The 26,311-nt window shown below is 38.5% G+C and carries 17 protein-coding genes and 3 rRNA genes; 14 read left to right on the top strand and 6 right to left on the bottom strand.

Annotated elements, in window-relative coordinates:
• From DX009_RS09215 to rrf, 3 genes are all read left to right on the top strand, one after another.
• Positions 1-1,005: ribosomal RNA gene (locus DX009_RS09215) — 16S ribosomal RNA — on the top strand; the annotation flags it as partial.
• Positions 1,006-1,361: 356 nt separating this feature from the next.
• Positions 1,362-4,263: ribosomal RNA gene (locus tag DX009_RS09210) — 23S ribosomal RNA — on the top strand.
• Positions 4,264-4,408: 145 nt separating this feature from the next.
• A 5S ribosomal RNA gene (rrf, locus tag DX009_RS09205) occupies positions 4,409-4,521 on the top strand.
• Between the two features lie 382 nt (positions 4,522-4,903).
• On the opposite strand, the gene DX009_RS09200 is transcribed toward rrf, so the two are convergent.
• From DX009_RS09200 to DX009_RS13345, 3 genes are all read right to left on the bottom strand, one after another.
• Positions 4,904-5,863: a hypothetical protein gene (locus DX009_RS09200; RefSeq protein WP_115083774.1), complete on the bottom strand. Its 960-nt coding sequence runs from the start codon at positions 5,861-5,863 to the stop codon at positions 4,904-4,906.
• A 12-nt stretch (positions 5,864-5,875) separates the two neighbouring features.
• Positions 5,876-8,023, bottom strand: coding sequence for an AAA family ATPase (locus DX009_RS09195; protein ID WP_115083773.1), 2,148 nt, complete (start codon positions 8,021-8,023; stop codon positions 5,876-5,878).
• A gap of 505 nt (positions 8,024-8,528) precedes the next feature.
• Positions 8,529-8,702, bottom strand: a complete 174-nt coding sequence (locus tag DX009_RS13345) for a hypothetical protein (protein WP_181792333.1) — start codon at positions 8,700-8,702, stop codon at positions 8,529-8,531.
• Between the two features lie 313 nt (positions 8,703-9,015).
• Here DX009_RS13345 and greA point away from each other — a divergent pair, with 313 nt between their 5' ends.
• The 3 genes from greA to DX009_RS09180 all read left to right on the top strand — a co-directional run bounded on the left by greA (position 9,016) and on the right by DX009_RS09180 (position 10,631).
• Positions 9,016-9,486, top strand: a complete 471-nt coding sequence (greA, locus tag DX009_RS09190) for a transcription elongation factor GreA (RefSeq protein ID WP_040595358.1) — start codon at positions 9,016-9,018, stop codon at positions 9,484-9,486.
• Between the two features lie 22 nt (positions 9,487-9,508).
• A complete protein-coding gene (locus tag DX009_RS09185; protein ID WP_115083772.1) occupies positions 9,509-9,907 on the top strand; it encodes an HIT family protein in 399 nt (132 codons plus the stop codon).
• Between the two features lie 85 nt (positions 9,908-9,992).
• A complete protein-coding gene (locus DX009_RS09180) occupies positions 9,993-10,631 on the top strand; it encodes a hypothetical protein (RefSeq protein ID WP_006044099.1) in 639 nt (212 codons plus the stop codon).
• A 152-nt stretch (positions 10,632-10,783) separates the two neighbouring features.
• Here the strand turns inward: DX009_RS09180 and DX009_RS09175 are convergent, their stop codons facing one another.
• On the bottom strand, positions 10,784-11,878 hold the full coding sequence (locus tag DX009_RS09175) for a mannose-1-phosphate guanylyltransferase (RefSeq protein WP_115083771.1): 1,095 nt from the start codon (positions 11,876-11,878) through the stop codon (positions 10,784-10,786).
• A gap of 160 nt (positions 11,879-12,038) precedes the next feature.
• Between DX009_RS09175 and DX009_RS09170 the strand changes: the two genes are divergently transcribed.
• The 4 genes from DX009_RS09170 to dprA all read left to right on the top strand — a co-directional run bounded on the left by DX009_RS09170 (position 12,039) and on the right by dprA (position 16,463).
• Positions 12,039-13,361, top strand: coding sequence for a phosphatase PAP2 family protein (locus DX009_RS09170; RefSeq protein ID WP_181792332.1), 1,323 nt, complete (start codon positions 12,039-12,041; stop codon positions 13,359-13,361).
• Positions 13,362-13,576: 215 nt separating this feature from the next.
• Complete coding sequence (locus tag DX009_RS09165) at positions 13,577-14,887, top strand: DUF2851 family protein (RefSeq protein WP_115083770.1); 1,311 nt, start codon at positions 13,577-13,579, stop codon at positions 14,885-14,887.
• Positions 14,884-15,303: an acyl-CoA thioesterase gene (locus DX009_RS09160; RefSeq protein ID WP_006044103.1), complete on the top strand. Its 420-nt coding sequence runs from the start codon at positions 14,884-14,886 to the stop codon at positions 15,301-15,303. The genes DX009_RS09165 and DX009_RS09160 overlap by 4 nt, the downstream gene beginning before the upstream one ends.
• Positions 15,304-15,332: 29 nt before the next feature.
• Positions 15,333-16,463: a DNA-processing protein DprA gene (gene dprA / locus DX009_RS09155; protein ID WP_115083769.1), complete on the top strand. Its 1,131-nt coding sequence runs from the start codon at positions 15,333-15,335 to the stop codon at positions 16,461-16,463.
• A gap of 41 nt (positions 16,464-16,504) precedes the next feature.
• Here the strand turns inward: dprA and DX009_RS09150 are convergent, their stop codons facing one another.
• On the bottom strand, positions 16,505-17,452 hold the full coding sequence (locus DX009_RS09150; RefSeq protein WP_115083768.1) for a tetratricopeptide repeat protein: 948 nt from the start codon (positions 17,450-17,452) through the stop codon (positions 16,505-16,507).
• A 131-nt stretch (positions 17,453-17,583) separates the two neighbouring features.
• Here DX009_RS09150 and yfcE point away from each other — a divergent pair, with 131 nt between their 5' ends.
• The gene (yfcE, locus tag DX009_RS09145; protein WP_006044106.1) at positions 17,584-18,123 is read left to right on the top strand and encodes a phosphodiesterase; all 540 of its coding nucleotides are present in this window, start codon (positions 17,584-17,586) and stop codon (positions 18,121-18,123) included.
• A gap of 102 nt (positions 18,124-18,225) precedes the next feature.
• On the opposite strand, the gene DX009_RS09140 is transcribed toward yfcE, so the two are convergent.
• On the bottom strand, positions 18,226-19,380 hold the full coding sequence (locus DX009_RS09140; RefSeq protein WP_115083767.1) for a TlpA disulfide reductase family protein: 1,155 nt from the start codon (positions 19,378-19,380) through the stop codon (positions 18,226-18,228).
• A gap of 298 nt (positions 19,381-19,678) precedes the next feature.
• Between DX009_RS09140 and DX009_RS09135 the strand changes: the two genes are divergently transcribed.
• The 3 genes from DX009_RS09135 to DX009_RS09125 all read left to right on the top strand — a co-directional run bounded on the left by DX009_RS09135 (position 19,679) and on the right by DX009_RS09125 (position 26,037).
• Positions 19,679-22,555 (top strand): DEAD/DEAH box helicase family protein, encoded by a 2,877-nt coding sequence (locus DX009_RS09135; RefSeq protein ID WP_115083766.1) that lies wholly within the window; start codon positions 19,679-19,681, stop codon positions 22,553-22,555.
• A 9-nt stretch (positions 22,556-22,564) separates the two neighbouring features.
• A complete protein-coding gene (locus tag DX009_RS09130) occupies positions 22,565-24,427 on the top strand; it encodes a DNA-methyltransferase (protein WP_115083765.1) in 1,863 nt (620 codons plus the stop codon).
• Between the two features lie 206 nt (positions 24,428-24,633).
• Complete coding sequence (locus DX009_RS09125) at positions 24,634-26,037, top strand: C1 family peptidase (protein ID WP_115083764.1); 1,404 nt, start codon at positions 24,634-24,636, stop codon at positions 26,035-26,037.
• The last annotated feature ends 274 nt before the right edge of the window (positions 26,038-26,311 follow it).

Below are 26,311 nucleotides of genomic sequence, written 5' to 3'. Positions count from 1 at the left end.
CCGCGGTAATACGGAAGGTCCAGGCGTTATCCGGATTTATTGGGTTTAAAGGGAGTGTAGGCGGTTTGTTAAGCGTGTTGTGAAATTTAGATGCTCAACATTTAACTTGCAGCGCGAACTGGCGAACTTGAGTGCACACAACGTATGCGGAATTCATGGTGTAGCGGTGAAATGCTTAGATATCATGAAGAACTCCGATTGCGAAGGCAGCATACGGAGTGTAACTGACGCTTAAGCTCGAAGGTGCGGGTATCGAACAGGATTAGATACCCTGGTAGTCCGCACAGTAAACGATGGATGCCCGCTGTTAGCGCCTGGCGTTAGCGGCTAAGCGAAAGCATTAAGCATCCCACCTGGGGAGTACGCCGGCAACGGTGAAACTCAAAGGAATTGACGGGGGCCCGCACAAGCAGGAGGAACATGTGGTTTAATTCGATGATACGCGAGGAACCTTACCCGGGCTTGAATTGCAGAGGAATTATTTAGAGATAAATATGCCCTTCGGGGTCTCTGTGAAGGTGCTGCATGGTTGTCGTCAGCTCGTGCCGTGAGGTGTCGGCTTAAGTGCCATAACGAGCGCAACCCCTTTTCTTAGTTGCCATCAGGTAATGCTGGGCACTCTGGGAACACTGCCACCGCAAGGTGTGAGGAAGGTGGGGATGACGTCAAATCAGCACGGCCCTTACGTCCGGGGCTACACACGTGTTACAATGGCCGGTACAGAGGGACGGTGTAATGCAAATTGCATCAAATCTTAAAAGCCGGTCCCAGTTCGGACTGAGGTCTGCAACCCGACCTCACGAAGCTGGATTCGCTAGTAATCGCGCATCAGCCATGGCGCGGTGAATACGTTCCCGGGCCTTGTACACACCGCCCGTCAAGCCATGAAAGCCGGGGGTGCCTGAAGTTCGTAACCGTAAGGAGCGACCTAGGGCAAAACTGGTAATTGGGGCTAAGTCGTAACAAGGTAGCCGTACCGGAAGGTGCGGCTGGAACACCTCCTTTCTGGATAGGACTTTTATTTTTGTATTATCTAAATGTTTATCACCATATAAATAATAGATGTTAGGAAGTTTTCTCTTCTTGTACTCGCATCTTTGTTCTACAATATAGAGAAGATAAGGTTTAAGGCCTACAGCTATGGTTCAAGTCCATTATCTTCACTCATCATTTTTGCATCGTTTTATCGTTGCATCATTGATATCGTTCTTTGACATATTGACACAAGCAAGACTGTAAAGTAAAGTAATTTCTTTTTGTTTATACAAGAAGGATTAGAATTAGATTTCAAAATACAGCTGAAAGTATGAGCATGAATATGCTACCATTAGTATTATTAGTTTGGTAGTATATAAAATGAATAGAAAGTAATTAAGGGCGTATGGCGGATGCCTAGGCTCACGGAGGCGATGAAGGACGTGATAAGCTGCGATAAGCCTCGGGTAGATGCAAATAATCTTTGATCCGAGGATTTCCGAATGGGACAACCTGACTGTCTGAAAGATAGTCACCCATATATTTTTTATGGGAGCAAACGCAGGGAACTGAAACATCTTAGTACCTGTAGGAAAAGAAAATAATTTAATGATTCCCCTAGTAGTGGCGAGCGAACGGGGAATAGCCCAAACCTATGACGTAGTAATGCGTGATAGGGGTAGTAGGGTCACGATATCGTACTTTGAAAGTGAGGAGAATGTTCTGGAAAGTTCAATAATATAAGGTGATAATCCTGTATCCGAAGCTTGATGAGGCGTAGTGAATCCCTGAGTAGTGCGGAGCACGAGTAATTCTGCATGAATCTGCCGGGACCATCCGGTAAGGCTAAATACTCCCGTGAGACCGATAGTGAATTAGTACCGTGAGGGAAAGGTGAAAAGCACTCCAATGAGGAGAGTGAAATAGTTCCTGAAACCATACGCCTACAAGCGGTCGGAGCATATATATATGTGACGGCGTGCCTTTTGCATAATGAACCTACGAGTTACCATGTCCAGCGAGGTTAAGGGGTTCAGCCCCGTATCCGTAGTGAAAGCGAGCCTAAATAGGGCGTATAGTTGGATGGGGTAGACGCGAAACCAAGTGATCTACACTTGACCAGGTTGAAGTTCTGGTAACACAGAATGGAGGACCGCACGGATAAGCGTTGAAAAGCTTCCCGATGAGTTGAGTGTAGGAGTGAAAGGCCAATCAAACTTGGAGATAGCTCGTACTCCCCGAAAGGCATTTAGGTGCCGCGTGCGATGTTCTCCGTGAGAGGTAGAGCGACCGATAGGTCAAGAGGGCTTCACCGCCTATCGCGACCTGACGAACTCCGAATGCTCACGGACTGTAGTCGTGCAGTAAGGGGGCGGGTGCTAAGGTCCGTCCCCGAGAGGAGAAGAATCCTGACCGTCGTCTAAGGTCCCGAAATTCTGTCTAAGTTAGTCTAACGAAGTCTGGTCCCGGTGACAGCTAGGATGTTGGCTTGGAAGCAGCCATTCATTCAAAGAGTGCGTAACAGCTCACTAGTCGAGGGTCCGGGCATGGATAATAATCGGGTATAAGTCAGATACCGAAGTCGCGGGATAGCATTGTATATAAAAAGTATCGGTAGGGGAGCATTCTATATGCGTTGAATGGTGATATTGATTGATCCTGGAGCGTATAGAAACGCAAATGTAGGTATAAGTAACGATAAAGGGGGTAAGATTCCCCCTCGCCGTAAGACTAAGGTTTCCCAGGCGATGTCAATCAGCCTGGGGTTAGTCGGGTCCTAAGTCTCAGCCGAATGGCGAAGGCGATGGGTTCACGGTTAATATTCCGTGACTTGCTCATTCAGCGATGTGGAGACGGAGCAGTGACACTGTCGCGCCCTTACGGATATGGGCGTTAAAGAAGTTAGGTGTAGATAGATGTAGGCAAATCCGCATTTAGAGCTGATCTTCTATAGTACAGAGTTTTCTTCGGAGAGCTTTGATAGTACAGGTAATCATACTTCCAAGAAAATCCGCTAAGCTTAATGTTTGAGCAACCCGTACCGTAATCGGACACACGTAGTCGGGTAGAACATACTAAGGCGTTGAGAGATTCATGGTTAAGGAACTAGGCAAATTGACCCCGTAACTTCGGAATAAGGGGTCCTCATTTTTAATGAGGCGCAGAGAATAGGTCCAGGCAACTGTTTAACAAAAACACAGGGCTGTGCTAACTCGAAAGATGATGTATACAGCCTGACACCTGCCCGGTGCTGGAAGGTTAAGAGGAGAGCTTAGATGTATGTCGACGGTTTGAATTGAAGCCCCAGTAAACGGCGGCCGTAACTATAACGGTCCTAAGGTAGCGAAATTCCTTGTCGGGTAAGTTCCGACCTGCACGAATGGTGTAATGATCCGGACGCTGTCTCAATCATGATCTCAGTGAAATTGTAGTATCGGTGAAGATGCCGATTACCCGCGATGGGACGAAAAGACCCCGTGAACCTTTACTACAGCTTAGCATTGACCTTGGTCATCCGATGTGTAGGATAGGCCGGAGGCTTTGAAGCATGCACGCCAGTGTGTGTGGAGCCATCCTTGAAATACGGCCCTTTGGCTGTCTGAGGTCTAACACGTACTTTCGTGGACATTGTTTGGTGGGTAGTTTGACTGGGGTGGTCGCCTCCAAAAGCGTAACGGAGGCTTCCAAAGGTGCCCTCGGGTCGATTGGTAACCGACCTCATAGAGTGTAATGGCATAAGGGCGCTTGACTGGGAGGCAGACATGCCGAGCAGGCAGGAAACTGGGGCATAGTGATCCGGTGCAAGTGTATGGAAACTGCATCGCTCAAAGGATAAAAGGTACTCCGGGGATAACAGGCTGATCCCCCCCAAGAGCTCATATCGACGGGGTGGTTTGGCACCTCGATGTCGGCTCGTCACATCCTGGGGCTGGAGAAGGTCCCAAGGGTTGGGCTGTTCGCCCATTAAAGTGGCACGCGAGCTGGGTTCAGAACGTCGTGAGACAGTTCGGTCTCTATCTATCGTGGGCGTTGGAGTTTTGCGTGGTGCCGCCACTAGTACGAGAGGACCGTGGTGGACAGACCTCCGGTTTACCAGTTGTGCCGCCAGGTGCACCGCTGGGTATCTGAGTCTGGTATGGATAAGCGCTGAAAGCATCTAAGTGCGAAGCCTTCCGCAAGATTAGAACTCCTCATAAGGGTCGTCATAGACTATGACGTTGATAGGGTGTAGGTGTAAAGACAGCGATGTCAAAGCCGAGCACTACTAATTGCCCAAAACTTTCATTCAGTGTGTTTATACTTTAAGAATCGTATTTTTACTTTTCTTTATTTAGTTTTTGCTTGTGGCATAGTCACTTATACAGTGTATTTTATATTTGATTTATTATATTTATTCTATAATATCGGATATATTATTAACACTAGCATTATTTTAGGTGGTTATTGCGTCGGGGTTCCACCTCTTCCCATTCCGAACAGAGAAGTTAAGCCCGATTGCGCCGATGGTACTGCAATGCAATGTGGGAGAGTAGGTAGCTGCCTTTTTTCTTAATAGCCCCAACTGCGATGAGTGGTCGGGGCTTTTTGCGTTTGTATGGGTTTTAGCAAAAGTTGGTGTCAGGCAAAATGGACTTCTATGGTATGAAAAGACGACAAGGAGCTGTTGTCTATAACAGAAATACACCTCTCTTGATTGAAGGTCTTGGGGAATGTTTACGCGAGTTCGGGTTAAGAAAGTCCTTCAAAAAGTTGGTAAGTTCATACTAAACTTATCCCGAATCGGGTATAGTTTTTTGTCTTCATGATGTCTTAGCAAAAGCTAGTGTCGGGTAAGAGCGATTCCTTTCTCTAGATAACGTGAGTTCGATACACGTTCTATTCTATTAGTCTGCTTTTATCAATTATTTCTATCTTTAATGCTGGCTTCTTATTTTTCTTTATTCAAAGATTCAAGAATAGCTATATTAGGATTTAACTTGGATATAGCTATTAGTAAATCTCTTTTAAGTTTGCTAAAGGGTCTGTCTAAAACCTTTTTTATATCATATTCTGTTCCAAATAAAAGTCGATAAGCTTCTTCGTAAGAAGGAGCTATTTTCTTTTCTTTCATATCGTTGAGTAACCATTCTATATAAGTTCCATTATTTTTTATTGCTAAATCAAGTAGGTCTTTTGCTTCAAGTTTATAGTGATAGTTATAAATGTCTCTTAGTTTAAAAACTTCAAATGTATCTTTCTCTACACCTTTAAGATTATATAAGTCTATTTTCCAACCACCTTTTCCATCAGGTAAATAGGAAAATCTGAAATCTGTTTCTGGGCTACTTCGTTTATATGGGTGAATAAGCTTCTTGAAAGAAAATATTTGCTCTCCTTTAGCACTACTATTACATATAGAGCAACTTGGAATGAGATTGTAGAAACTTAATGCCAATAAAGGAAATACACTTTTAGGAAACCAATGGTCAAATTGAGGGCGGGTAATAAATTCTCCATCTTCCTTTAAGGTTATTGTATATTGCCTATTGCAATATGTACATGTATTTCTACCTTTTATTTCTGCTATTTTATAAGAATTATCTTTATTGCCTGATATAAGAGTATTGTAATTAAATATTTCTTGAAGTTTCTTAACCTTATCGTTACCCTTATATTCCACAGGGTCATCAGGATAATATCCTGTGATTTTTTTCATTAAATCTTTATTTAGTTCATAAAGTTCTTTTGGCTCTGAAATTAATAACTTCTCAATATTGTCTTCCTCAAGCAGAATTTTAAAACAGCTATCTTTTTCTATTTTCTTTTCTATTTTCTTTTGTATTTTATCATAAAATAATGCCTTGTAGGCATTTAAGTCTTTTTCTGAAGGCTTCTCAAGATACCACATAATATAATCCTCCTATTTATTTTGTTGTTTCTTTAAATCTTCCAATTCTATTTCAAGTTCTTTTATTCTTTCCTTAAGAAGTGTTTCATTAGGATATGTTTCATAATATTTCTGCATTAAAACTTTATGATATATAGGTTCGTCAATTAATGAAATGAGTTCTAAAAGGCCTTCTGGTGCTCTTGACTGTCTGTTCTCAAGGCGTTCAAGAACAAATTGGATAATCCATTGTGCGTAATCTCCAATCGCACCTTCTTCCATAAAGAAGCTGGTGTTCAGTATATCATAAATATTAGCACTAAAAGTCTTTAATTCTTTAGTTTCAGTACAATCTTTCTTCAATGCGAGAATATTTTCTGTGGGAATATCTGAAAGTATAAATGGGGAATGTGTAACAAAAATAATCTGAATGGACTTAATATGTTTAAAGTGCATTTGCTTTATCCCATCTAATAAATTCTTGATTAATTGCTTTTGCAGCTGAGGGTGAAAGTATAATTCAACTTCCTCAAAGATAATAAGTGCATTAGAATAGCGAACTCTTTCATTATTTTCATCATTATGAACAGATTCTATATTAGCAAGGTGGTATAAAGCAGAACTTATTGAAAAAGCTTGCTGCCGTTCACCCGAACTTAATGTATTAAAGGGGACATTATCACTGTTAGGTGTATCTTTGTCTTTAAGTATAATTTCTATTGAAAAAATAGGAGGTGGTAGAAGGTCGTCTATTGATATATTTTTAAAGAATGGCTTATCACTAAGCTCCTTACTCTTTTGTAAGTAATCCTTTATTCTCTCTTCAGCTTTATTAATTTTTATTACAGTTTCTCCTTCAGGCTTTAACCCAAATGTATTATATAGTAAATGCAAAAAGCATTGGCGTATTTTTTTCGTGATATGAGAAGTATCATTACACATTTTGCCTATGAGTTTTTTTAATAGCCCTTCATCAAAACGACTATACATTCTCTGATGTTGTTTAGTATAAAATATATTGCTATATTGTTTATATCTACTTGCTATTTTAAGAGTTTTATATGCTATGTAAGTTGAAATTTCTTCTTTATAATTATTATTTTCAATCTCTTCCTTCGAAATACCTATTTTTTCAATCCATAATTCTATTATTCTCTTCTTAATATTCTTAAAACCATTCTCGGTTAAGTGGTAAAGTCCTTCTTCTTTTAATGTTTTCCTGTTCTTACTTTTCTTATTTTTTATGATCTTTAAGCCAATGACATCTAAGTGCCCATTTATGGTTCGGTAGTATTTACTGTCCATAAGCAGTAAGCTAATTAATCTTTCTTTTGAGAGTTGTTTTTCTATATTGATATTAATATTGCCTTCTTCTCTATAAGGAGTTAATACAATAGGAGATTGATACCCATCATTTTTGTGAAAAATGCCACTAAGCCAATTGCATTCGTATTTAGCGTTAGTAACCTTACCTCTTATCTTTTTTTCTAATTCGATACTATTGTTTTCATCAAGGTAGTCGACAGAATTATAAGCATAAATAGAGTAGTTAGAAACTAAGGTGTAAAATAGAGAAGGGATAAATTCTTTTAATTTATCTAAGCTTAAAGGTTTCATAGGAATAAGGCTATCCGTTTTTTCATTTGATAGAAGAAGGGTTTCATTACAGAACTTTTCTTCTTGTGTATCTTTTGTATAAGAGAATAGGTTTACCTTTCTTCCATTTACAACAAGACGTACGGCTTTGTTATCTACTAAGTACCATAGCTCTCCGTCCATTCCCTCAATATAATGTAAATGTTCAGCAGCAGGATTTGAGAACTTTTCCCCAAATATAGCAGCTGATAAATTGTTAATCAGTCTAATGACATATTCAACAATAGTGCTTTTACCAGAACCATTTTCGCCAACAATTGCATTTATTGAAATTGATGGTTGCTGCCCTTCTTTATCTTTCAGGAAGAGATTATAAATATTTGAGGATATTTTATTCTCTTCTTTAATAGTTAAGACATTATTAGTAATCTCATATCCTTCAGAGAAAAAATATGGTTTGTTTGCACTTAACTTTCGTTGTCCTATAGTCTTATCTTTATTTACTTTAATAGCAATTAGTTGAAAGTTGGTTGTTTCTGTTGCGCTAATAGTATTTGGCTCTGAACTTTCTGTTTTATTTTCCATAAGTATAAAGTGATTATATTGTATGTGCAAAGTTACAAAAAATCGAGTATCTTTCTCTCCATTTTACTTGATTTCTTAGTTTATAAAGCTGTATAATCTCTCTCGTGAAGAAGAAAATAGTAGTGGAGAAACTATTTATCAGCACCAACAAGAAATGCTGAAACACCAATGCTTAGTATTTTTTGTTTTCTTTCCTTTACCTATTGCGAAGGCATAAAATTGCTCTTGTTTTGTAAAGAAAGTTCTGAACAAAAACGATAGTTTCGGTTTGGCACTGCGAAAGCGGCTCTTTTGCAATGCAAAACATACGCTTTTACCGTGCAAAACAGCCGCTTTGTACGTGTAAGTAATATTGTTTATTACTTATACGAATGTTACGGATACATATAATCGATGAAAGAATGTTATGCAGAGCTTATTATGCATTCACCTTGCTGTGTTTTTCTCCGCCTATCTCACATATTTTTTTAAAAGTATATTGTCTAACAATTGATCCGTTGCAGTGCTATCCTCTTTGTCTATTTTTTGCTGTTTTTACACTACTTTGGGTGGTATAAATATCAAAGTATAGCATATTTGATTTGTAGAGACACTGAAAGAGTTTCTGATTGCGACTAACGCTGATGAATGGAATAGGCGATTTAGGGTGCTGAATTTGGCAGAATAATGTATTTGGCATTGCTAAAGTGTATGTGTCGCAATGCGTCTACACCATAAACAAAGGGTTAGTAAGCCAATAAATAATTAGGGTAAATAGTCTTTTTATGAGCAAGAGATATGCACCAAAAAGTAAATAGTATAGTTTTCGATGTCTGCGACTAATATTTTTTAACCTCCTTTGTTTTGAAGTATCGAAAATAAGGAGTATCTTTGCACCATCATAATAGAGGAAATAAAAAAAGTAGAATGGAATTCTGACATACGGAGAGATGTTAGGATTCTGTCTTTTTTATATTTCTTTTGAAAAGCGTATAAATAAAAAGATATAGATTATGTCCTACATGTCACAAGATGGCTACGATAAACTCGTGGCTGAATTGCAACGTTTAGAATCGGTAGAGCGTCCAAAAGCATCAGCAGCAATTGCAGAAGCAGCTGATAAGGGCGATCTAAGTGAAAATTCTGAGTATGATGCGGCTAAAGAAGCACAAGCCCATCTCGAAGCGAAAATAACAGAAATGAAAATGACAATTGCTCAAGCTAAGATTGTAGATACATCGCGTTTAAGCAACGAAGCAGTACAAATAATGTCTACTGTGAAAATGACGAACTTGAGCAATGGTACCAAAATGGAATATACGATAGTAAGCGAATCTGAGGCAAATTTAAAGCAAGGAAAAATTTCTATAAAGACACCTATTGCACAAGGACTCCTCAACAAAAAGGTGGGCGACGAAGTAGAAATAGAAATTCCACGTGGTAAGATAAAGCTGAGAGTAGACGAAATTTCTATTAATCTCTAAGTTTCATAAGAAAAATATTGTTATGACTATTTTTTCAAAGATTGCTGCTGGTGAAATACCAAGCTATAAATGTGCTGAAAACGATAAGTTTTATGCTTTCCTCGATATCAATCCAATAGGGAAAGCACACACGTTAGTGATTCCTCGTAAGGAAATCGACTATATTTTCGATATGAACGACGATGATTTGGCAGCGTTTCAGCTCTTTACAAAGAAAGTTGCTCGTGCCATAAAAAAGGCATTTCCGTGTAAAAAAGTTGCACAAATAGTTTTAGGACTCGAAGTAGACCACGCACATATTCATTTGTTACCCATTAATAGCGAAGCCGATGTAGACTTTCATAAACATATTGAACTAACGGCAGAAGAGCAAACAGAGATAGCTGCTAAAATTTTTAAAGCTTTTCAAGAGCTAGATTAAGTTATATTTAGGGATATGAAAATAAGCATACAAACGAGTTTATACATAGAAAAGTGTATATTCTCGTTTGTTAATATATGGAAATATGAAAGAGATAAAAGATGATACTTGGACCGACTGGCTACTAAACAATAAATGTAGCAGAAAGCTGTCTAAACGAACCGAATGGAGTCCTTTAACAATTATAACAATAGGAACTTTGCTTAGTGTAGCTGTTTTCTATGCATCGCTTTTTATTTGTTATCAAGGCTTTATTTATTATGCAAACACAATATTACCATTCCACTTCCCACTCTCTTGGTACCTTTTAGGAGTAGCAATTCTTGCTATTTGCATAAGTAGTGGTATGATTACGATAGTAAAGAAATATAAAAACTCCTCTAATAAGCTCGGTAACTTTTTATACATTGCTATCACTTCTTGGTTCGGCATATTGTTTTTTGCGGGTTTTAGTTTCTTTCTTGTCTTTTTCTCTAATTCTTACTTTGGCTCGAGCCAGTCAGAAAGTCAAGTTGTAACCTTAGCCAAAACAAAAGTAAAACGCTATTACTACCGACCGCTTGCTATTCATCGCTATGTTCTCTATCTTCCTAAAAACAAAACATACCTAAATTACGCTACCTTGTCGTTTTATGATGGCGAATCGGGGAAACATTTTCTGCTTTACACGCATAAAGGACTCTTTGGGTGGTATGTTGCAGACGATTTACGAGAAATAGAGTAAAGGTAAATAAATACATTGGGAATGTAGCATTAGTACATTCCCGATGGCTTTTTATGTAAAGGTTGCTTTTGTGTAGAACAAAGCAATTTGTTTTATATCATCTTTATTGTGAAACACCAATAGAACGTTAGTTTGTTTGCATCTGTTTAGGGTTAAATAAACTCTTCCCCTTTCTTTATTTGCGCCTCGTTAACATACTTCCTTATTAGTGCAGACGAGTTTTCTTTCTTGCAAACCAGCAGTACGTTACCTTCTTCTGCAACTATATATCCATCTAGTCCGTTCAGAACTGCAAACTTATTGTTAGGCAATCTTACAATGTTATTGCTCGAATCATCGAACAAAACATCTCCATTAGCAACAACATTATCGCCTTTAGTTCTGCTTTTCGACTCATACATACCATGCCATGTTCCTAAATCTACCCAGCCAAAGTTACATTTCAGTACGTGTACATCAGCTGATTTTTCTAAAATACCATAGTCAATAGACATATTGGGGAACGCAGGGAAAATGGTTTTAGCGTACGTTTCATCGTCGGCAGAATCTATTTCTTGTGGTGAAGCATCGAAATCTATTTGCGCAACCGATAGACATTGGTGTAAATTAGACTTTAAGCATTGAACATTTCCCACATACATTCCTGTATTCCAAAGCCATTCGTTGCTATCAACAAACATTTGTGCAAACGCAGCATCGGGTTTTTCGGTAAAAGCTTTCACCTTATATATATTACCAACAGTGCTTTCGTTTCCTTTCTGAATATATCCATACGCAGTTTCTGCACGTGTAGGTTGCACACCAATAGCCAACAGGCAATTGTGTGTGCTAACAAAATTCAAACCTTCGAGAATGCCGTTTGTAAACAGTTTGTGGTTTAAAATACTCTGATCAGATGGCGTTATTATAACATTTGCATGGCAGTTTCGTTTTGCAATACAGCGGGTAGCCCATGCAACACTAGGGGCAGTACTTCTATAAACAGGCTCTACAATTATGTTGTTTTTGCTAACTTCTGGCAACTGTTCTCGTACTATATCGTGATATATATCACTAGTAACAACAAAAATATTATCCTTTGGAACAATATTAATAAACCGATCGAAAGTTTGTTGAAGCTGTGTTCTTCCCTCACTAAAGAAGTCGATAAACTGCTTTGGATACTTTTCCCTACTTACTGGCCATAGTCTTTTACCTTTACCTCCTGCCAGTATAACACAGTAACTATTATTATTTGCAATTTCCATAGACTTATAGATCTTATGTTTTCACAGTCAAAGGTATTCAATTTATCCTTAATCTACAAATGTTTAAGCTACAAAAAAGTTTTTTTCTACTTTATATATTATTTTTCTTTAAAAAAGTTATAACTTTGCTGTTGCTATTCTGCAACTTAATAAAATATTAATGAAAAGTAAGCAAAAACATACAATCTACTTTAGCAAGATTTCTCTATTCATCGCTATTCTTACTTTTATTTGCAACCCTGTAAAGGCTTGTATTTTGCCGAACGATACCATAACATATACACACAAAAATATTTCAGCCGACAGTCTATCTACTTTCAACGATACATGTAATGTGCTTCATAAGGTTGGAAATGTGCTTGAACATATCAGTAATACTCGTTTTCATAAAATAATGTATTCTAGTATGCCGCTCATAATAAACAGTTTTATTGCGAAAGGACAAGATAAACACTTTCGAGGATTAAGAAACGACTATTTACCAAGGTTTAATCGCCACTTAGACGACTACACACAATATCTTCCTGCTGCCGTTTTGTTAGGATTAAAGTTGGGCGGAGAGCCTAGTAGAAGTAGCTGGAAACGAATGTTAACCTCCGATTTGTTTGCAACAGCCATTATGGCTAGTATTGTAAATTCGCTGAAATATACCACATCTGTAGAACGTCCTGATGGATCAAATAATAAATCTTACCCCTCAGGACATACAGCTACAGCCTTTATGACCGCCACTATGCTGACTAAAGAATATGGAGACAGAAGTCCTTGGATAGGTATTGGTGCCTACACAGTGGCTTCGGCAACGGGTATAATGCGAATGGCAAATAATAAACATTGGTTGAGCGATGTGCTTATGGGTGCTGGAATAGGTATACTTTCTACCGAATTAGGATATTATTTTGCCGATTTGATATTCAAAAGCCATGGACTAAACAATGTAAATAATAACAATATATTTAATAGATGGCAAAATCCATCATTCCTTAGCCTTAATTTCCAAATGAGTTTACCCTTAGGCTCTTATCCTATAGGCATTAATTCAAAGTTCAAAGTATCATCGGGTTGTATGTCTGCACTCGAAGGAGCATATTTTTTCAATCCATATATAGGTGTTGGCGGACGTTTTTCGGTTACAAGAGCTTCAATTATTGTAGACAACACACGAGCAGAAAACAATGCTTTCGATACATGGAGATTAGGTGGAGGTGTTTATTTTTCTTATCCTCTGTCGGTACGTTGGCTTGTAGGAAGTAAACTTCTCGTAGAACGTGTACGTTATCCCGATTTACAAAATACAAACTATCTTATTGATTCGCAACATAGTTTTAGTCTTGGTACAGGTTTTTCGCTTACATTTAAAGCACACCAACATTATGGTATTCGTCTTTTAGTAGACTACGATTTATTACCTTACCGCACAGAAGGCAAACAAATAAGAGCTCATTCTCTTACGTTTGGCACAGCCTTCCTTATAACCTTTTAATACATTTGTAAGAGGGTTGGCTTATTTTATATATACTGCTATTCTAATATAGTCAGCCATATAGATCTTACAAACAGTTTCAGCGTATGCTTCCCAAAATAAATAATAACATAAAAAGTAGTCTGCAATTTCCATTTACTCACGAAAAAGCAATATAACTTCTTTATTTGTCGGACTATTTTTTGTATTTTTGTCCTCGCAAAGCATTACTAACTATGGAAAAACTTATCCACTACGTGTGGAAACATAAACTATTTCCACTGGCACAACTCACTACTACCGATGGTCAATTGGTAGAAGTGATAGACGTAGGGTTACCTAACAGCAATGCTGGTCCCGATTTTTTTAATGCAAAAATAAGAATTAACGATACTGTGTGGGTAGGTAATGTTGAGATACACGATAAAGCTTCCGATTGGTATGTACACGGACACGAAAAAGATGCACACTATAATAATGTTGTGTTGCACGTTGTAGAACAATCTGATATTACGGTTAAGAAACAGAATGGAGATACTCCACCTCAGCTTGTATTGCCTGTTCCACTATCTGTAAAACAACATTATAAAGATCTACTTTCTGCCGATGCCTATCCACCTTGTTATAAAATAGTACCCGAATTACCAAATTTTATGGTCCATTCGTGGCTGAGTGCACTACAAGCAGAACGGTTAGAACAACGCACAATCGCCATATCCGAACGATTAAAAGCTTGCAACGGTGATTGGGAAGCTACCTATTTTGTGTCGTTAGCACGTAATTTCGGTTTCGGAATAAACGGTGATGCGTTCGAACAATGGGCAAAAACAATCCCTTTTCATGCAGTAGATCATCATCGCGACGACCTATTCCAAATAGAAACTATCTTTATGGGACAGGCAGGACTATTGCAAGCCAATGCGTTACCAAAGCAACATAGCGATAAAGCTGTAACAGACGAATACTTTCTGCATCTGCAACGCGAGTACAAATATTTGGCACACAAATTCTCGCTCACACCAATAGACGGACATTTGTGGCACTTTCTAAGGTTAAGACCTCAGAATTTTCCATATATTCGCATAGCGCAACTCGCACAACTTTACTATAACAGACGAGCTGGATTAGCAGAAATGATAGATTGCACCACCATAAAAGAAGTTGCTGAACTATTAGAAACGCAGGTAACATCCTATTGGGAAACACACTATACATTTGGTGGTAACGATAACAAACAGTCGGAAAAATACTTATCGAAAACCTCAATAGAACTCATTATTATTAATACCATTGTACCATTCTTATTTGCTTATGGTCAATATAAGATGTCTGAGAAACTTTGCAACCGCGCTTTTGCCTTCTTAGAAACATTGAAAGCCGAAAACAATCATATTGTTAGAATGTGGAAAGAGGTAGGATTAACGGTGAAAACAGCTGGCGATTCGCAAGCATTAATACAACTGAAAAAAGATTATTGCGACCGTAAAGAGTGCTTACGGTGCAGAATAGGATACGAATATTTAAAAGAAAGGAAACAAAAACAATGAGAAAAACAACAAAGTACATATACGAAACACGAATGGAAGTACGCGACTATGAATGTGATATACAGGGTATTGTGAACAATGCAAACTATCTACACTATACAGAACATACGCGACACCGTTTTATTCGTTCGTTAAACATAAGCTTTTCAAAGCTACATGATAAAGGAGTAGACCCCGTTGTAGCTCGTATGAATCTAGAGTATAAAACTCCATTAACGTGCGACGATGAATTTATATCAAGGTTAGCGCTACGCAAAGAAGGTATTCGCTATATATTTACACACGACCTTTACAGAGCAAGCGACGATCGTTTGTGTTTCCATGCCGATGTTACACTTGTTATTTTGATTAACGGACGACTGGCAGAAAGCAAAGATTACGATGATGCTTTTGCTCCTTTCTTAGAACAAAAATAAACTGATAGAAATAAAAATAAGCATAAACCGTGAAACAAGAACACCTCTATGCCGTTGCGCTTACTCGTTTAGGCGGATTCAATTTGCCAGCACTAATGGAACTTTACCAAAGAGCAGGGTCGGCAACAGCTATCTATGAACACCGTAATAACATACACGATATTCTTCCAGATGCAACACAACGTCTTGTTGAAACACTGGAAAACTGGGATAATGTTATATCTTTTGCAGAACGTGAACTACAATACGATGAGCAAAACAACATAGAGGTGCTCTGCCTTAACGATGAAAACTATCCACAAAGGCTTAGAGAATGTCCAGATGCACCGATAGTTTTGTACAAGCAAGGTAATGTAAATTTAAACAAACACCGTACGCTAAACATTATAGGAACACGCAATTGTACACAATATGGCCGCGATTTAATTCGTGCTTTCATACGCGAATTAAAGTCAATCTGTCCAGATGCGCTCGTGTTTAGTGGCTTGGCATACGGCATAGATATCTGTGCACATCGTGAAAGTTTGGCAAACAATATGGAAACTGTGGGGGTTGTAGCGCACGGATTAGATATAGTCTATCCACGTATGCATACCGGAACTGCAAAGGAAATGTGTGAGAAGGGAGGTGGTGTCATTACAGAATACACCACAAACACTCAACCTGTGCCTAAAAACTTTGTTCAGCGAAACAGAATAGTGGCAGGTTGTACAGATGCAACCCTACTTGTTGAGTCGGCAAATAAAGGTGGAGGGCTTATAACATGCAACATTGCGCGGAGCTATAACCGTGAAGTGTTTGCTTTTCCTGGAGCTATTGGGGCAGAATATAGTGAGGGTTGCAACCAATTAATACGCGATAATGGTGCAAGTTTAATTACTTCGGCTTACGATTTCGTTAAAGCAATGAATTGGGATAATGATATCAAGTTAGAAAAGGCACAACAACAAGGCATTGAACGCACACTGTTTCCAAACCTAAACAGCGAAGAACAAACTGTAGTAGAAGCGCTTCAGCAACAGAACGACCAACAAATAAATATGCTTTCAGTACGAACCAACCTATCTATGGCACGCCTTATGGCTTTGCTTTTCGAATTGGAAATGAAAGGAATAATAAGAACTATGGCTGGTGGTTGCTATCATTTATTGGAAGTTTGAAGTAGGATAATAGAACAAAGCACCTTGAAACAACATAGCTTTTAAAGTATATCTATTGCCTTTACATACTTTTCTACTATGGCTGCTTGTGCCTGATAGAATGCCCTATGGTCTATTTCAGATGCAGCAGACACCTCTTTTAAACAGTTTGAGAGGTTTTGCATCTCCCACGTTATAGCATATTTAGCAGCTTTACGTGCCGAAATACATTTCTCTATTTCATACTTTGCATACGGTTTGTGGGTATTAAATAGCATATTTGCAAGCTGAAAGCGCATACGTTGGCGGAACTTTTCGTCGCGTTGTGTTGCTATGGCACGTGTTAACAGAGCTATTTTGAGCGGTTGTTCCACTACTAATACCGATAATTCTTTATATAAAACCGACTTATGTCGAGTTCGTAGCAAGTGTCTATATATATTTATTGCTTTATTACGCTTCCCCATTATAGAATAAACCATAGCTTTATAGCGTTGATTATTAAGATTATAAGGGCTGTGTTTTAGTGCTTCTGCAAGTATTGGAGCTGCTTTTAACGCCATTTCTACTGTTGGTTTGCCTTCCACTTCCTTAAAAACTCGCCCAACAATACGCATTCCTAACGACTGAACAGGATGTCCATTGCTTTCAGACATTAACCAATCGTTGTCTGTAAGTTTCGTTATTATATCCCATTCAAGCACAAAATTAAGAATAGAAAAATTGGTATTATGGTCGAAAACAAACATTGCGGCACGCAATAGCGTAGCTTGTCCGCTCAACGAACTATCGTCCATAGTAGGATAAAGTCGTAAAAGGCTTTGGAATATCTTGTATGCTTCTTCCAAACGGCGTTGTTTATAGCGTAGCCGCATAACATCTACACCTATCCAGAACATTGCTATTGTTGTGTAATGCCCCTTATGTGCTGCGTACATAGGACGTATAGCGTTGTATGCTTCTTCTATCTTTCCTTGCTTTCTCAGTTCAAAAATATCTTTCACTTCCATAGTATTGCTCCTTTCTTTGTATTGTTTAGATATCACAAAGATAATAAATATTATTTATGTTGCATAATTACATACATAAAAAAACAGCTATTACCAATTAAAGATAGTACCTTTGCTGCAAAAAGAATGGTATGAAATATTTATTGGTATCCGATATTCACGGCTGTCGTCCTGCCTTAGAAAAGGTACTAAAGTTTTACGATGAGCATCATTGCGATATGCTCTGCATTTTAGGTGATATATTAAACTATGGTCCACGCAACTCTATTCCGGAAGGAATAGACCCTAAAGGCATTGTTGAACTACTGAATGCACGTGCTAAAGATATTGTTGCCGTACGTGGAAACTGCGATGCTGAAGTAGACCAAATGTTGTTGAATTTTCCACTTCTTGGCGATTATGTATTGTTGGTAGACGAAGGCAAGAAGTTGTTTCTTACACATGGGCATATATATAATAAGGAGAATATGCCGAAAGGGGAGTGCGATGCTATTGTTTATGGGCATACTCATTTGTGGGAAATAACCCCAAAAGCAGGAACACTCATCTGCAACACGGGTTCAATAACCTTTCCAAAGGGTGGCAATGTGGCTACATTTATGGTGTACGAAGGTGGAACTTTTACTGCTTACGATATGGAAGGAAATGTTTTAAAGCAACATAAACTATAAAGGAAGTATTATGCTATAAAGTCTATTCATACAGCAACGAGCCGCTATTTCTATACAAAGTGGAAATAGCGGCTCGTTGTTTATGGGTAATGTAAGTCTGCTTTAGAGCAGTGCTTCTATCTCTTTAGGTAAATTCTTTATCTGTGCTGGATTTCTAACAACCGTATTATTACGATCGATAAGATAGATAATAGGAGTTGTTGTTGCAGTACTGGTATATGCTTCGCTAATTCCAGTATTGTCGTAAACGTTAATCCAAGGCAGATTAGCTACGCTTTCTTTCCAAAAATGTTCGTTATCGTCTAGCGACACCATATATATTTCTAATCCTTTCGTATGGTATTTGTCATACAATTCGCGCATTTGCATAATATATTCTGGCGAATTTGGTAGCGAAAAAGCATGGAAGTTTAGTAGCACAACTTTACCCTTTAAGTCGGTTAAATGGTGCATTCTCCCCTCATTATCGCGCAAAGGCAAGTCTATCACGCCTGTTTCTTCTGCATTAATCTGAATATTTTTCTTGTTGGCATCTGCTATTCTATTATCGCGCATACCCTTTATTGTTATATTATGAAGGTTCTTTCCACGTTCCGAATTAGGGTAATATGTATCCCAACTAGTAGCAACCGCACCAAACACCTTATTATCTTGTGGGTCTAAGGCAGGATTAAATATAAGGCGAGCTTCGTTGTTCAACACTATATATTGGAAAAGTGCAAAGTAGCTATATGCTTTCATTGGTTCTTTAAATATGTAGTTGCGCGACACATCTTGCTTATAAGCCTGAATAAGTTGGTCTACAAGCGAATCGGCAGCCTGTGGTTGCTGAGCATAAAGAGCCTGACACTGAGCTTGCAGGTTTATTTGTTTCAATGCTAATTCCTTTATTTTCTCGTTCTCGTACGACCCATTCACGCTGTAATCAGTAGCCATTTGCGGATATTTTGCATCTATTTTAACCGTCTCTGTAGAGTCTATCGCAACATTAATAATCTGTCCGGCAATACGCAATCTGTAGAACTCTGGATTGTTTACCTTATCGCTTGCAAACGAAAATGTACCTTTTGCATCAAGTTTTACAGAATCTACGGTAGTAAAGCCCGTCAATCCGTTGTGCTCAAAGTAGAGAATAGAATCGTTTGCATTGCTTATTGTTCCTTCAACATGGAACTTCTCACCGACACAACTACTCATTAGTGCAGCCAATCCTACGAAGAAAGTACTTGCTACAATTATGTTCAATATATTTTTCATTGCATAAAAGTGTGATTTATGCGTGCAAAGGTAAACCTTTTATAGAGAAATACCAAGATAAAAATATGAAAACTATTATATCTGTAATAATGTATCACTCAATTTTAAAATCAGAGTTTTCTCTCGTGAAGCGTATTTATACGAGGATATTTACTAACTTTGCAGACTACAATACATTTTATTGTAAATACAATGAAATTGTTTATATGTAAAGATGAAGTCTTATCAATATTTATGATAAGACAATACAAAGAGAAAGAACAATATCAATAGTAAAGTAAATGACAAGTAACAGGCAATGTTCTACAAAATATTACAGAAAAAGAGGAATGAATGGTTAAGACGTTCTGATTGCCCTATAGAAACTTTATTATCATATATAGAGTGTAGGGGTATGATGCGCGATGCCCAAATTGATGCAATTAAGACTTATTTATTCTTAAAAATAGAATGTAAAAACAAACCTCTTTGGAGATTATTCACCGAGGGCGATTTCCTTACAATAGATCTTGATACGGTAAGTCTGACTGTAAAAGCAAGAACAATCCTCGAAAAAAATAAGGCAGCAGCAACATTATATGAATATGCATGTCTACACGATGATAAAGGTAAGACGATTGCACCTGCATTGAGAAGATACATAGAAGACTTCCCAGACAAGATTGATTATGTTGGAGTTTTTAAGAAAATTTTCTACGATGTGGATTATCCCGACTACATTTTTAGCTTGCCAATGGGAGCTGGCAAAACCTATTTGATGGCTGCATTTATCTATCTTGACTTGTATTTCTCTCTGAACGAACCCGATAATCCTGCCTTTGCACACAATTTTATAATATTGGCTCCGTCTGGTTTAAAGTCGTCTATTATTCCAAGTATAAAGAATATACAAGACTTTGATCCTACGTGGATATTGCCAGACCCAGCAGCTTCCCAAATAAAAAACGAAATTCAGTTTGAAATACTTGATGCACAGAAAACTGCACAAAAGAGTAATCTTGTTAAAAATCCAAATGCACAAAAGATAAATAGTCATTTAACGTCAGACTATGTTCGTGGTTTGGTTGCTGTAACAAATGCTGAAAAGGTTATTCTTGATAAATACGATAAGAACAATGAGCTATCTTTTCTAAGTAAAAAGGAGTTAAAGGAACTTGAAATATCTAACGAACTTCGCTCCATCGTTGGAAAAGTTCCTCATCTTTCTGTTTTCATTGATGAGGTGCATCATGCTTCAGACAGCGATATAAAACTTAGACAAGTGGTTAGCAGATGGACGAAAGGCAAAACTTTCAATTGTGTATTAGGCTTCTCAGGAACTCCTTATCTATCTTCTGCCGACTCTGTAAGTATTAGTCCAGACCTATCGTTGCAAAACAAGAATCTTGCAAACGTTGTTTATTATTACCCATTGATAGAAGGCGTGGGTAATTTCCTGAAACGTCCAACAATAAAGATTTCCAACGGAGGATATGATGCTATCGTTCGCAAAGGAATAACTGATTTTCTCGATACCTACGGAAATTTGATATATGCCAATGGTACTTGTGCTAAGTTAGCCATTTATTGCGGCCGAATAGATGCCTTGGAAGAGAACATTTATCCTATTGCAGCAGAGCTCGTCAGCAAGTATGGGTTAATACCAACTGATACAATTCTTAAATATCACGGAGGAAATAAACAATACTCCGTCTCAGAGGGTGTTGCCACGGAATTCGCTTCGTTAGATACCAAAATATCAAAGATAAAGATAATTCTATTAGCACAGATAGGCAAAGAGGGGTGGGATTGTAAGAGCCTAACCAGTATTATTTTGCCCCAGAAAGGAGCATGCCCACAAAATATGGTATTACAGACCTCTTGCCGTTGTTTGCGACAAGTGGAAAAGAAGGCTAAAGAAACTGCCCTTATTTGGCTTAATGAAGATAATGCCAAGACACTTAACAAGGAATTGGACAAGCAGCAGCATACATCTATTGAGGAACTTAACAGAGGGGGGAGTACCAAACTTCACACTTTGCAACGTTTTTCTCGTATGAAAAAACTGCGTGTACCGCCTATTGATTTCTTTCAACTAAAGGTATCTTACCTGACATTAGTTTTAGAAGAGGAACTAAACACACCGAAAGAACTGCAAAGGGACGATATTCTTTCTACCAGTGATTTACAACTCATCAGTCAACAGAACTTAAAAGGAGAAATAGAAAGCAAAACAGTAGAACAGTTGCAAGATGATGAGCATGATATACCAATTACATTTAATAGTTGGCTGTATCTTATCTGTAAAGAAAGTTTTGGCACGTTATTTATGGCACAGCTAAAAAAATATGCCACAGCTCTGCAAACTATCTTCGATACAATAACAGAGACACGTAATGGTATATACTTTCTTAAAGGAGAGTACAACCAAATGGCTGTCCGCTCCAACGTGCGCAAAGCCTTTATTCCTCGTCGTTCCATCGATGTGAAAGAGGAAGTAATCCCAGAGACTGCTGAACTTCTTCAAATTAAGAACTTCAAATCAGCAATAGAAGTGAATGATACTTCTAAATATTTCCCAAACCAAGAGCAAGTATTAAAGATTGTTGATGCAGATAAAGGAAAGAAACAACTAAAGGCAGAAATACAAGCAATCATTGATAAACTCAAAACATTAGGCAATCAAGAGCAACCCATACGAGTCTTATTAGAGAATCCCGATAATTACGAGTCAACAGAAAGCAATATCAATAATAAGACTTATCATTATCTACCTTACAGGTTCGATAGCAGTTTTGAGAAGGACTATTTCTCAGATTCGCTTCAAACCATCATACGTAATAAGCAACTCGAGTTTTATTTCAATGGCGATAAAAATCTTACCGAATTCAAAATACGTTGCTATAAGAAGCATGGTAAGTACTGGAGCCCACTTGGCAATTACACGCCCGACTTCTTAGTGATTAGCAGAGATGAACAGGACGCAATCAAACAAATACTTATTATTGAGACGAAAGGCGAAGGCTTCGCAGCTAAGTTTGCCGAACGTAGACAGTTTATGGAAGAAGAGTTTGTGAAACTTAATAACGAGCGTTTCGGTTACAATCGTTTCAGTTTCTTGTATATCGAAGATACAATGACACCAACTGAACAAGATGAGAAGACTATCAACGCTATCAATCAATTTTTCAAATAAAGACAAATTATGGCAATCAAATATATTTCTTATGACCCCAATGTCCTCGAGGGACAAGCTATACTTGATAACTTTGTGCGCACGCAGCGCATTCTTCGCTACCGTGATAACGACAAGGTGTTTGAACGTATTAAGCGTGGTATGCCACTCTACGAAGTAGAAAGCCAAGAAGTGGTGGGCAAGAATTCTAATCATAACCTCGTGCTACGTGGCGAATGTCTTTCTGCTTGTGCTTATCTTAAAGATAAAGGTGTGAAAGTAGACCTTGTTTATATTGACCCACCTTTTGCAAGTGGTGCCGATTATGCCAAGAAGGTTTATATTCGTCGTAATCCAAAAGTGGCAGAGGCTATTAAGCAAGCCGAGACAGAGATTGATAGTGAAGAGTTGCGCAACTTCGAAGAAAAGATGTATGGCGATGTATGGGACAAAGAACGCTATCTCAATTGGATGTATGAAAACCTTGTTGCAATAAAGTCCGTAATGAGTGATACCGCATCTATTTATGTGCATTTGGATTGGCACATAGGACACTATGTGAAGATTCTTATGGACGAGATATTTGGTGAAGATAAGTTTATTAATGAGATCGTGTGGTGTTATACTGGACCTACAAACCAAAAGAATAATTTCCCACGTAAGCACGATTTAATCTTTTTATATGATAAGAGTGAACAATATGTTTTCAATAGTGATAGTGTGCGCATTGGATTTAAAAAGAGTACTAAAACAGGTGGTAAAACTTCTTTAGCTGGTAAACAAAATGATTCAGTTTTAGAAGAATTAGATAAGAAAGGAAAGATTGTAGAAGATTGGTGGATTGATATTGCTGATTTAGGAAAAGTACATACTCAAGATGTAGGCTACGCCACCCAAAAGCCCGAAGCTTTATTAGAGCGTATCATCAAAGCGAGCAGCAACGAGGGTATGCTTGTAGCAGACTTCTTTGGTGGTAGTGGTGTAACTGCTGCTGTTGCCAATAGATTAGGGCGCAAGTTTATTCATTGCGATATTGGCATTAACAGCATTGAGACTACACGCGACCGATTGCATAAGGCTGGGGCAGAGTTTGAGGTGATGGAGATAAAAGATGGCGTTTCGCTCTATCGCAACCCTGTGCAGACAATGGACAAGCTAAAGAGCTTAATACCTGGACTTCGCAATGAAGATGCACTCGATAAGTTCTGGGAAGGAAGTATTTATGATACGAAAGATGGTATGCTGCCTGTTTATCTTCCAAACTTAATGGATAGTAGTACTCGTTTGTTAGACACTGTGCTAATGAACCGTATTCTGAAGGAAGCAATGCCCGACCTGCCTGACGGAACTAAAAGGGTTGTTGTTTATTATATTGACATAATTGACCGCAAAGAGATAGAACAATTTATTAAAGAACAGAACAACACTTTGATAGAAGTTGAACTAAGAGACTTAAAGAATGTGCTTGATGATGTTGTTGTAGAAGACGATGCCGACTTTGATTTACAGCAGATACAACCAGAAAGCAAAGTTTTTAAAGTATGGCAAGTATGCATAAATCGTTTCTTTAGCGACCGTGTAAACAGCAAAATTAAAGACTTTAACAGCAAAGGGCAGCTACAATCTGAAAAAAGCAAGAAGCCCTTTAACCCCATAACACTAAGCGAAGAAGGCCTGGAAACAATAGAGTTTCTCAGTTTAGATTGCGCTTCTGCCGACACTGCTTCTCCTTGGCACAGCGATTCAGAGGTACTTATAGACCGTCTTGGCTATGTACGCAAGAATGGTAAGGACACCAAAGAGTTGTGGAACGGCACTATAGAAAGTGAAAGAAAGCCGCTCCGCCTGAAGATTAGAAACATCTGTGGAGACGAAACCATTTACCAACTATAAAGGAAACGCCTTCTGCGGGGTATACATTAAGGCGTGCTCCGCTATTATTACTATAAAGGTTGTGGAATTAAAGTTTTTTATCTATCTTTGCAAAACCATCGCAATAGATGGTGTTCCACGCAAAGAGAGAATGGAAATGGGTGGAGAAAACAACTAACAGAATACTATAAATACAGAAATAATCTATAAAAGTACAAACAAATTCTATGGACAAAAAAACGTTTATTGCCTGTGGATTGCTTGCTTTTGCCGTGTCTATGCAAGCACAAACAAAGGCTGGGGGAATTGACAAGCAAATGATGGACAAGATTACTGCAGGAAGTTCGTCTACTGCAAATCGTGCTTTAGCAAACGCTATTAAGACGAATGCCATCGACGACCTTGCCCGTAACTTTAAGAAAGTGGGTAGCTTTGATACCCATTTCAGCGTTGAAACTACCAAACAGAACATTCACAACCAAAAGAGTTCGGGACGCTGCTGGCTCTTTTCGGGCTTAAATGTGCTGCGTTCTAACTTTGCACGCAACCACAAAGATACGTTGCGCGTAGAGCTTTCGCACGTTTATCTTAGTTTCCACGACCAATTGGAGAAAGCCAACCTTATGTTGCAGGGAGTTATAGACAATGCAAACAAACCTATGGACGACCCTATGGTGCAATTCTTCTTTAAGAGTCCCATTGGCGATGGTGGTACTTTCTGTGGTGTTGCCGACCTTGTAGACAAATACGGACTGGTGCCTATGGAGGTAATGCCAGAGAGCTATTCGGCTGAAAACACCTCTCGCATGGCATCTATCATATCTTCTAAACTCCGCGAATATGGTTTGGAACTCCGCAAAATGGTAGCCAACAAGAAACCAGCTGCTGCTATTAAGGCACGCAAAACCGAAATGTTGGGCGACATTTACCACATTCTTACCCTCGCATTGGGCGAACCTGTGAAAACATTTGAGTATGCTTTTAAGGATAAGAATGGCAATAGCGTTGGCAAACCAAAGACCTACACACCACAAACGTTCCGCGACGAAGTGGTAGGACGCAAGCTTAATGGCACTTTTATTATGGCTATGAACGACCCACGACGCGAATACTACAAAACCTACGAGGTGCAATACGACCGCCATACATACGATGGGCACAACTGGAAGTACATAAACCTGCCAATGGAAGACATTGCAAAGATGGCTATAGCATCGTTAAAAGACAACACTAAAATGTATTCGAGCTACGATGTGGGCAAACAATTAGACCGTAAAAATGGTTTCTTAGACTTAGATAACTTCGACTATGCAACGCTCTTTGGCACATCGTTCCCAATGAATAAAGCCGAACGCATTTCAACATTCGATAGTGGTTCTACACACGCAATGACACTTAGTGCGGTAGACCTTGACGAAAACGGACAGCCAAAGAAGTGGATGGTGGAGAACAGTTGGGGTCCAACAAATGGATATAACGGGTGTTTAATTATGACTAATCCCTGGTTCAACGAATACAGCTTCCGTCTGGTGGTAGACAAAAAGTATGTTCCCGAAAACATTTTAAAGGCAGAACAGCAGCAACCTATTATGGTGATGCCAGACGACCCATTGTTCCAAGAAGACAAATAGCACACTCTGCATTGCAGAGCCATAGGGAGTTTACACCATATACTTCCGAATTTCTGAATTTTTTTTTTTCATTTTACCCCTTGTTCGTACCTTCGAACAAGGGGTTTTTGTTGTATATTGCTATGTGTTCTAAGCCAAAAACGAAATGCACAAATAGGCTTCTGCAACATCGGCAACAGCCTTCTGCAACATTATCTTTATGCTTTCGCAATGTTTATATAGGTGTTCTGTAGTTTTATTTACACGTAAGTAGAGTTTTACTTACACGTAAATA

It is taken from the genome of Prevotella pallens, from assembly GCF_900454935.1.
Lineage (GTDB): Bacteria > Bacteroidota > Bacteroidia > Bacteroidales > Bacteroidaceae > Prevotella > Prevotella pallens.
Note: the sequence above shows the minus strand (reverse complement) of the source record. Positions and strands in the feature narration are given on the sequence as shown.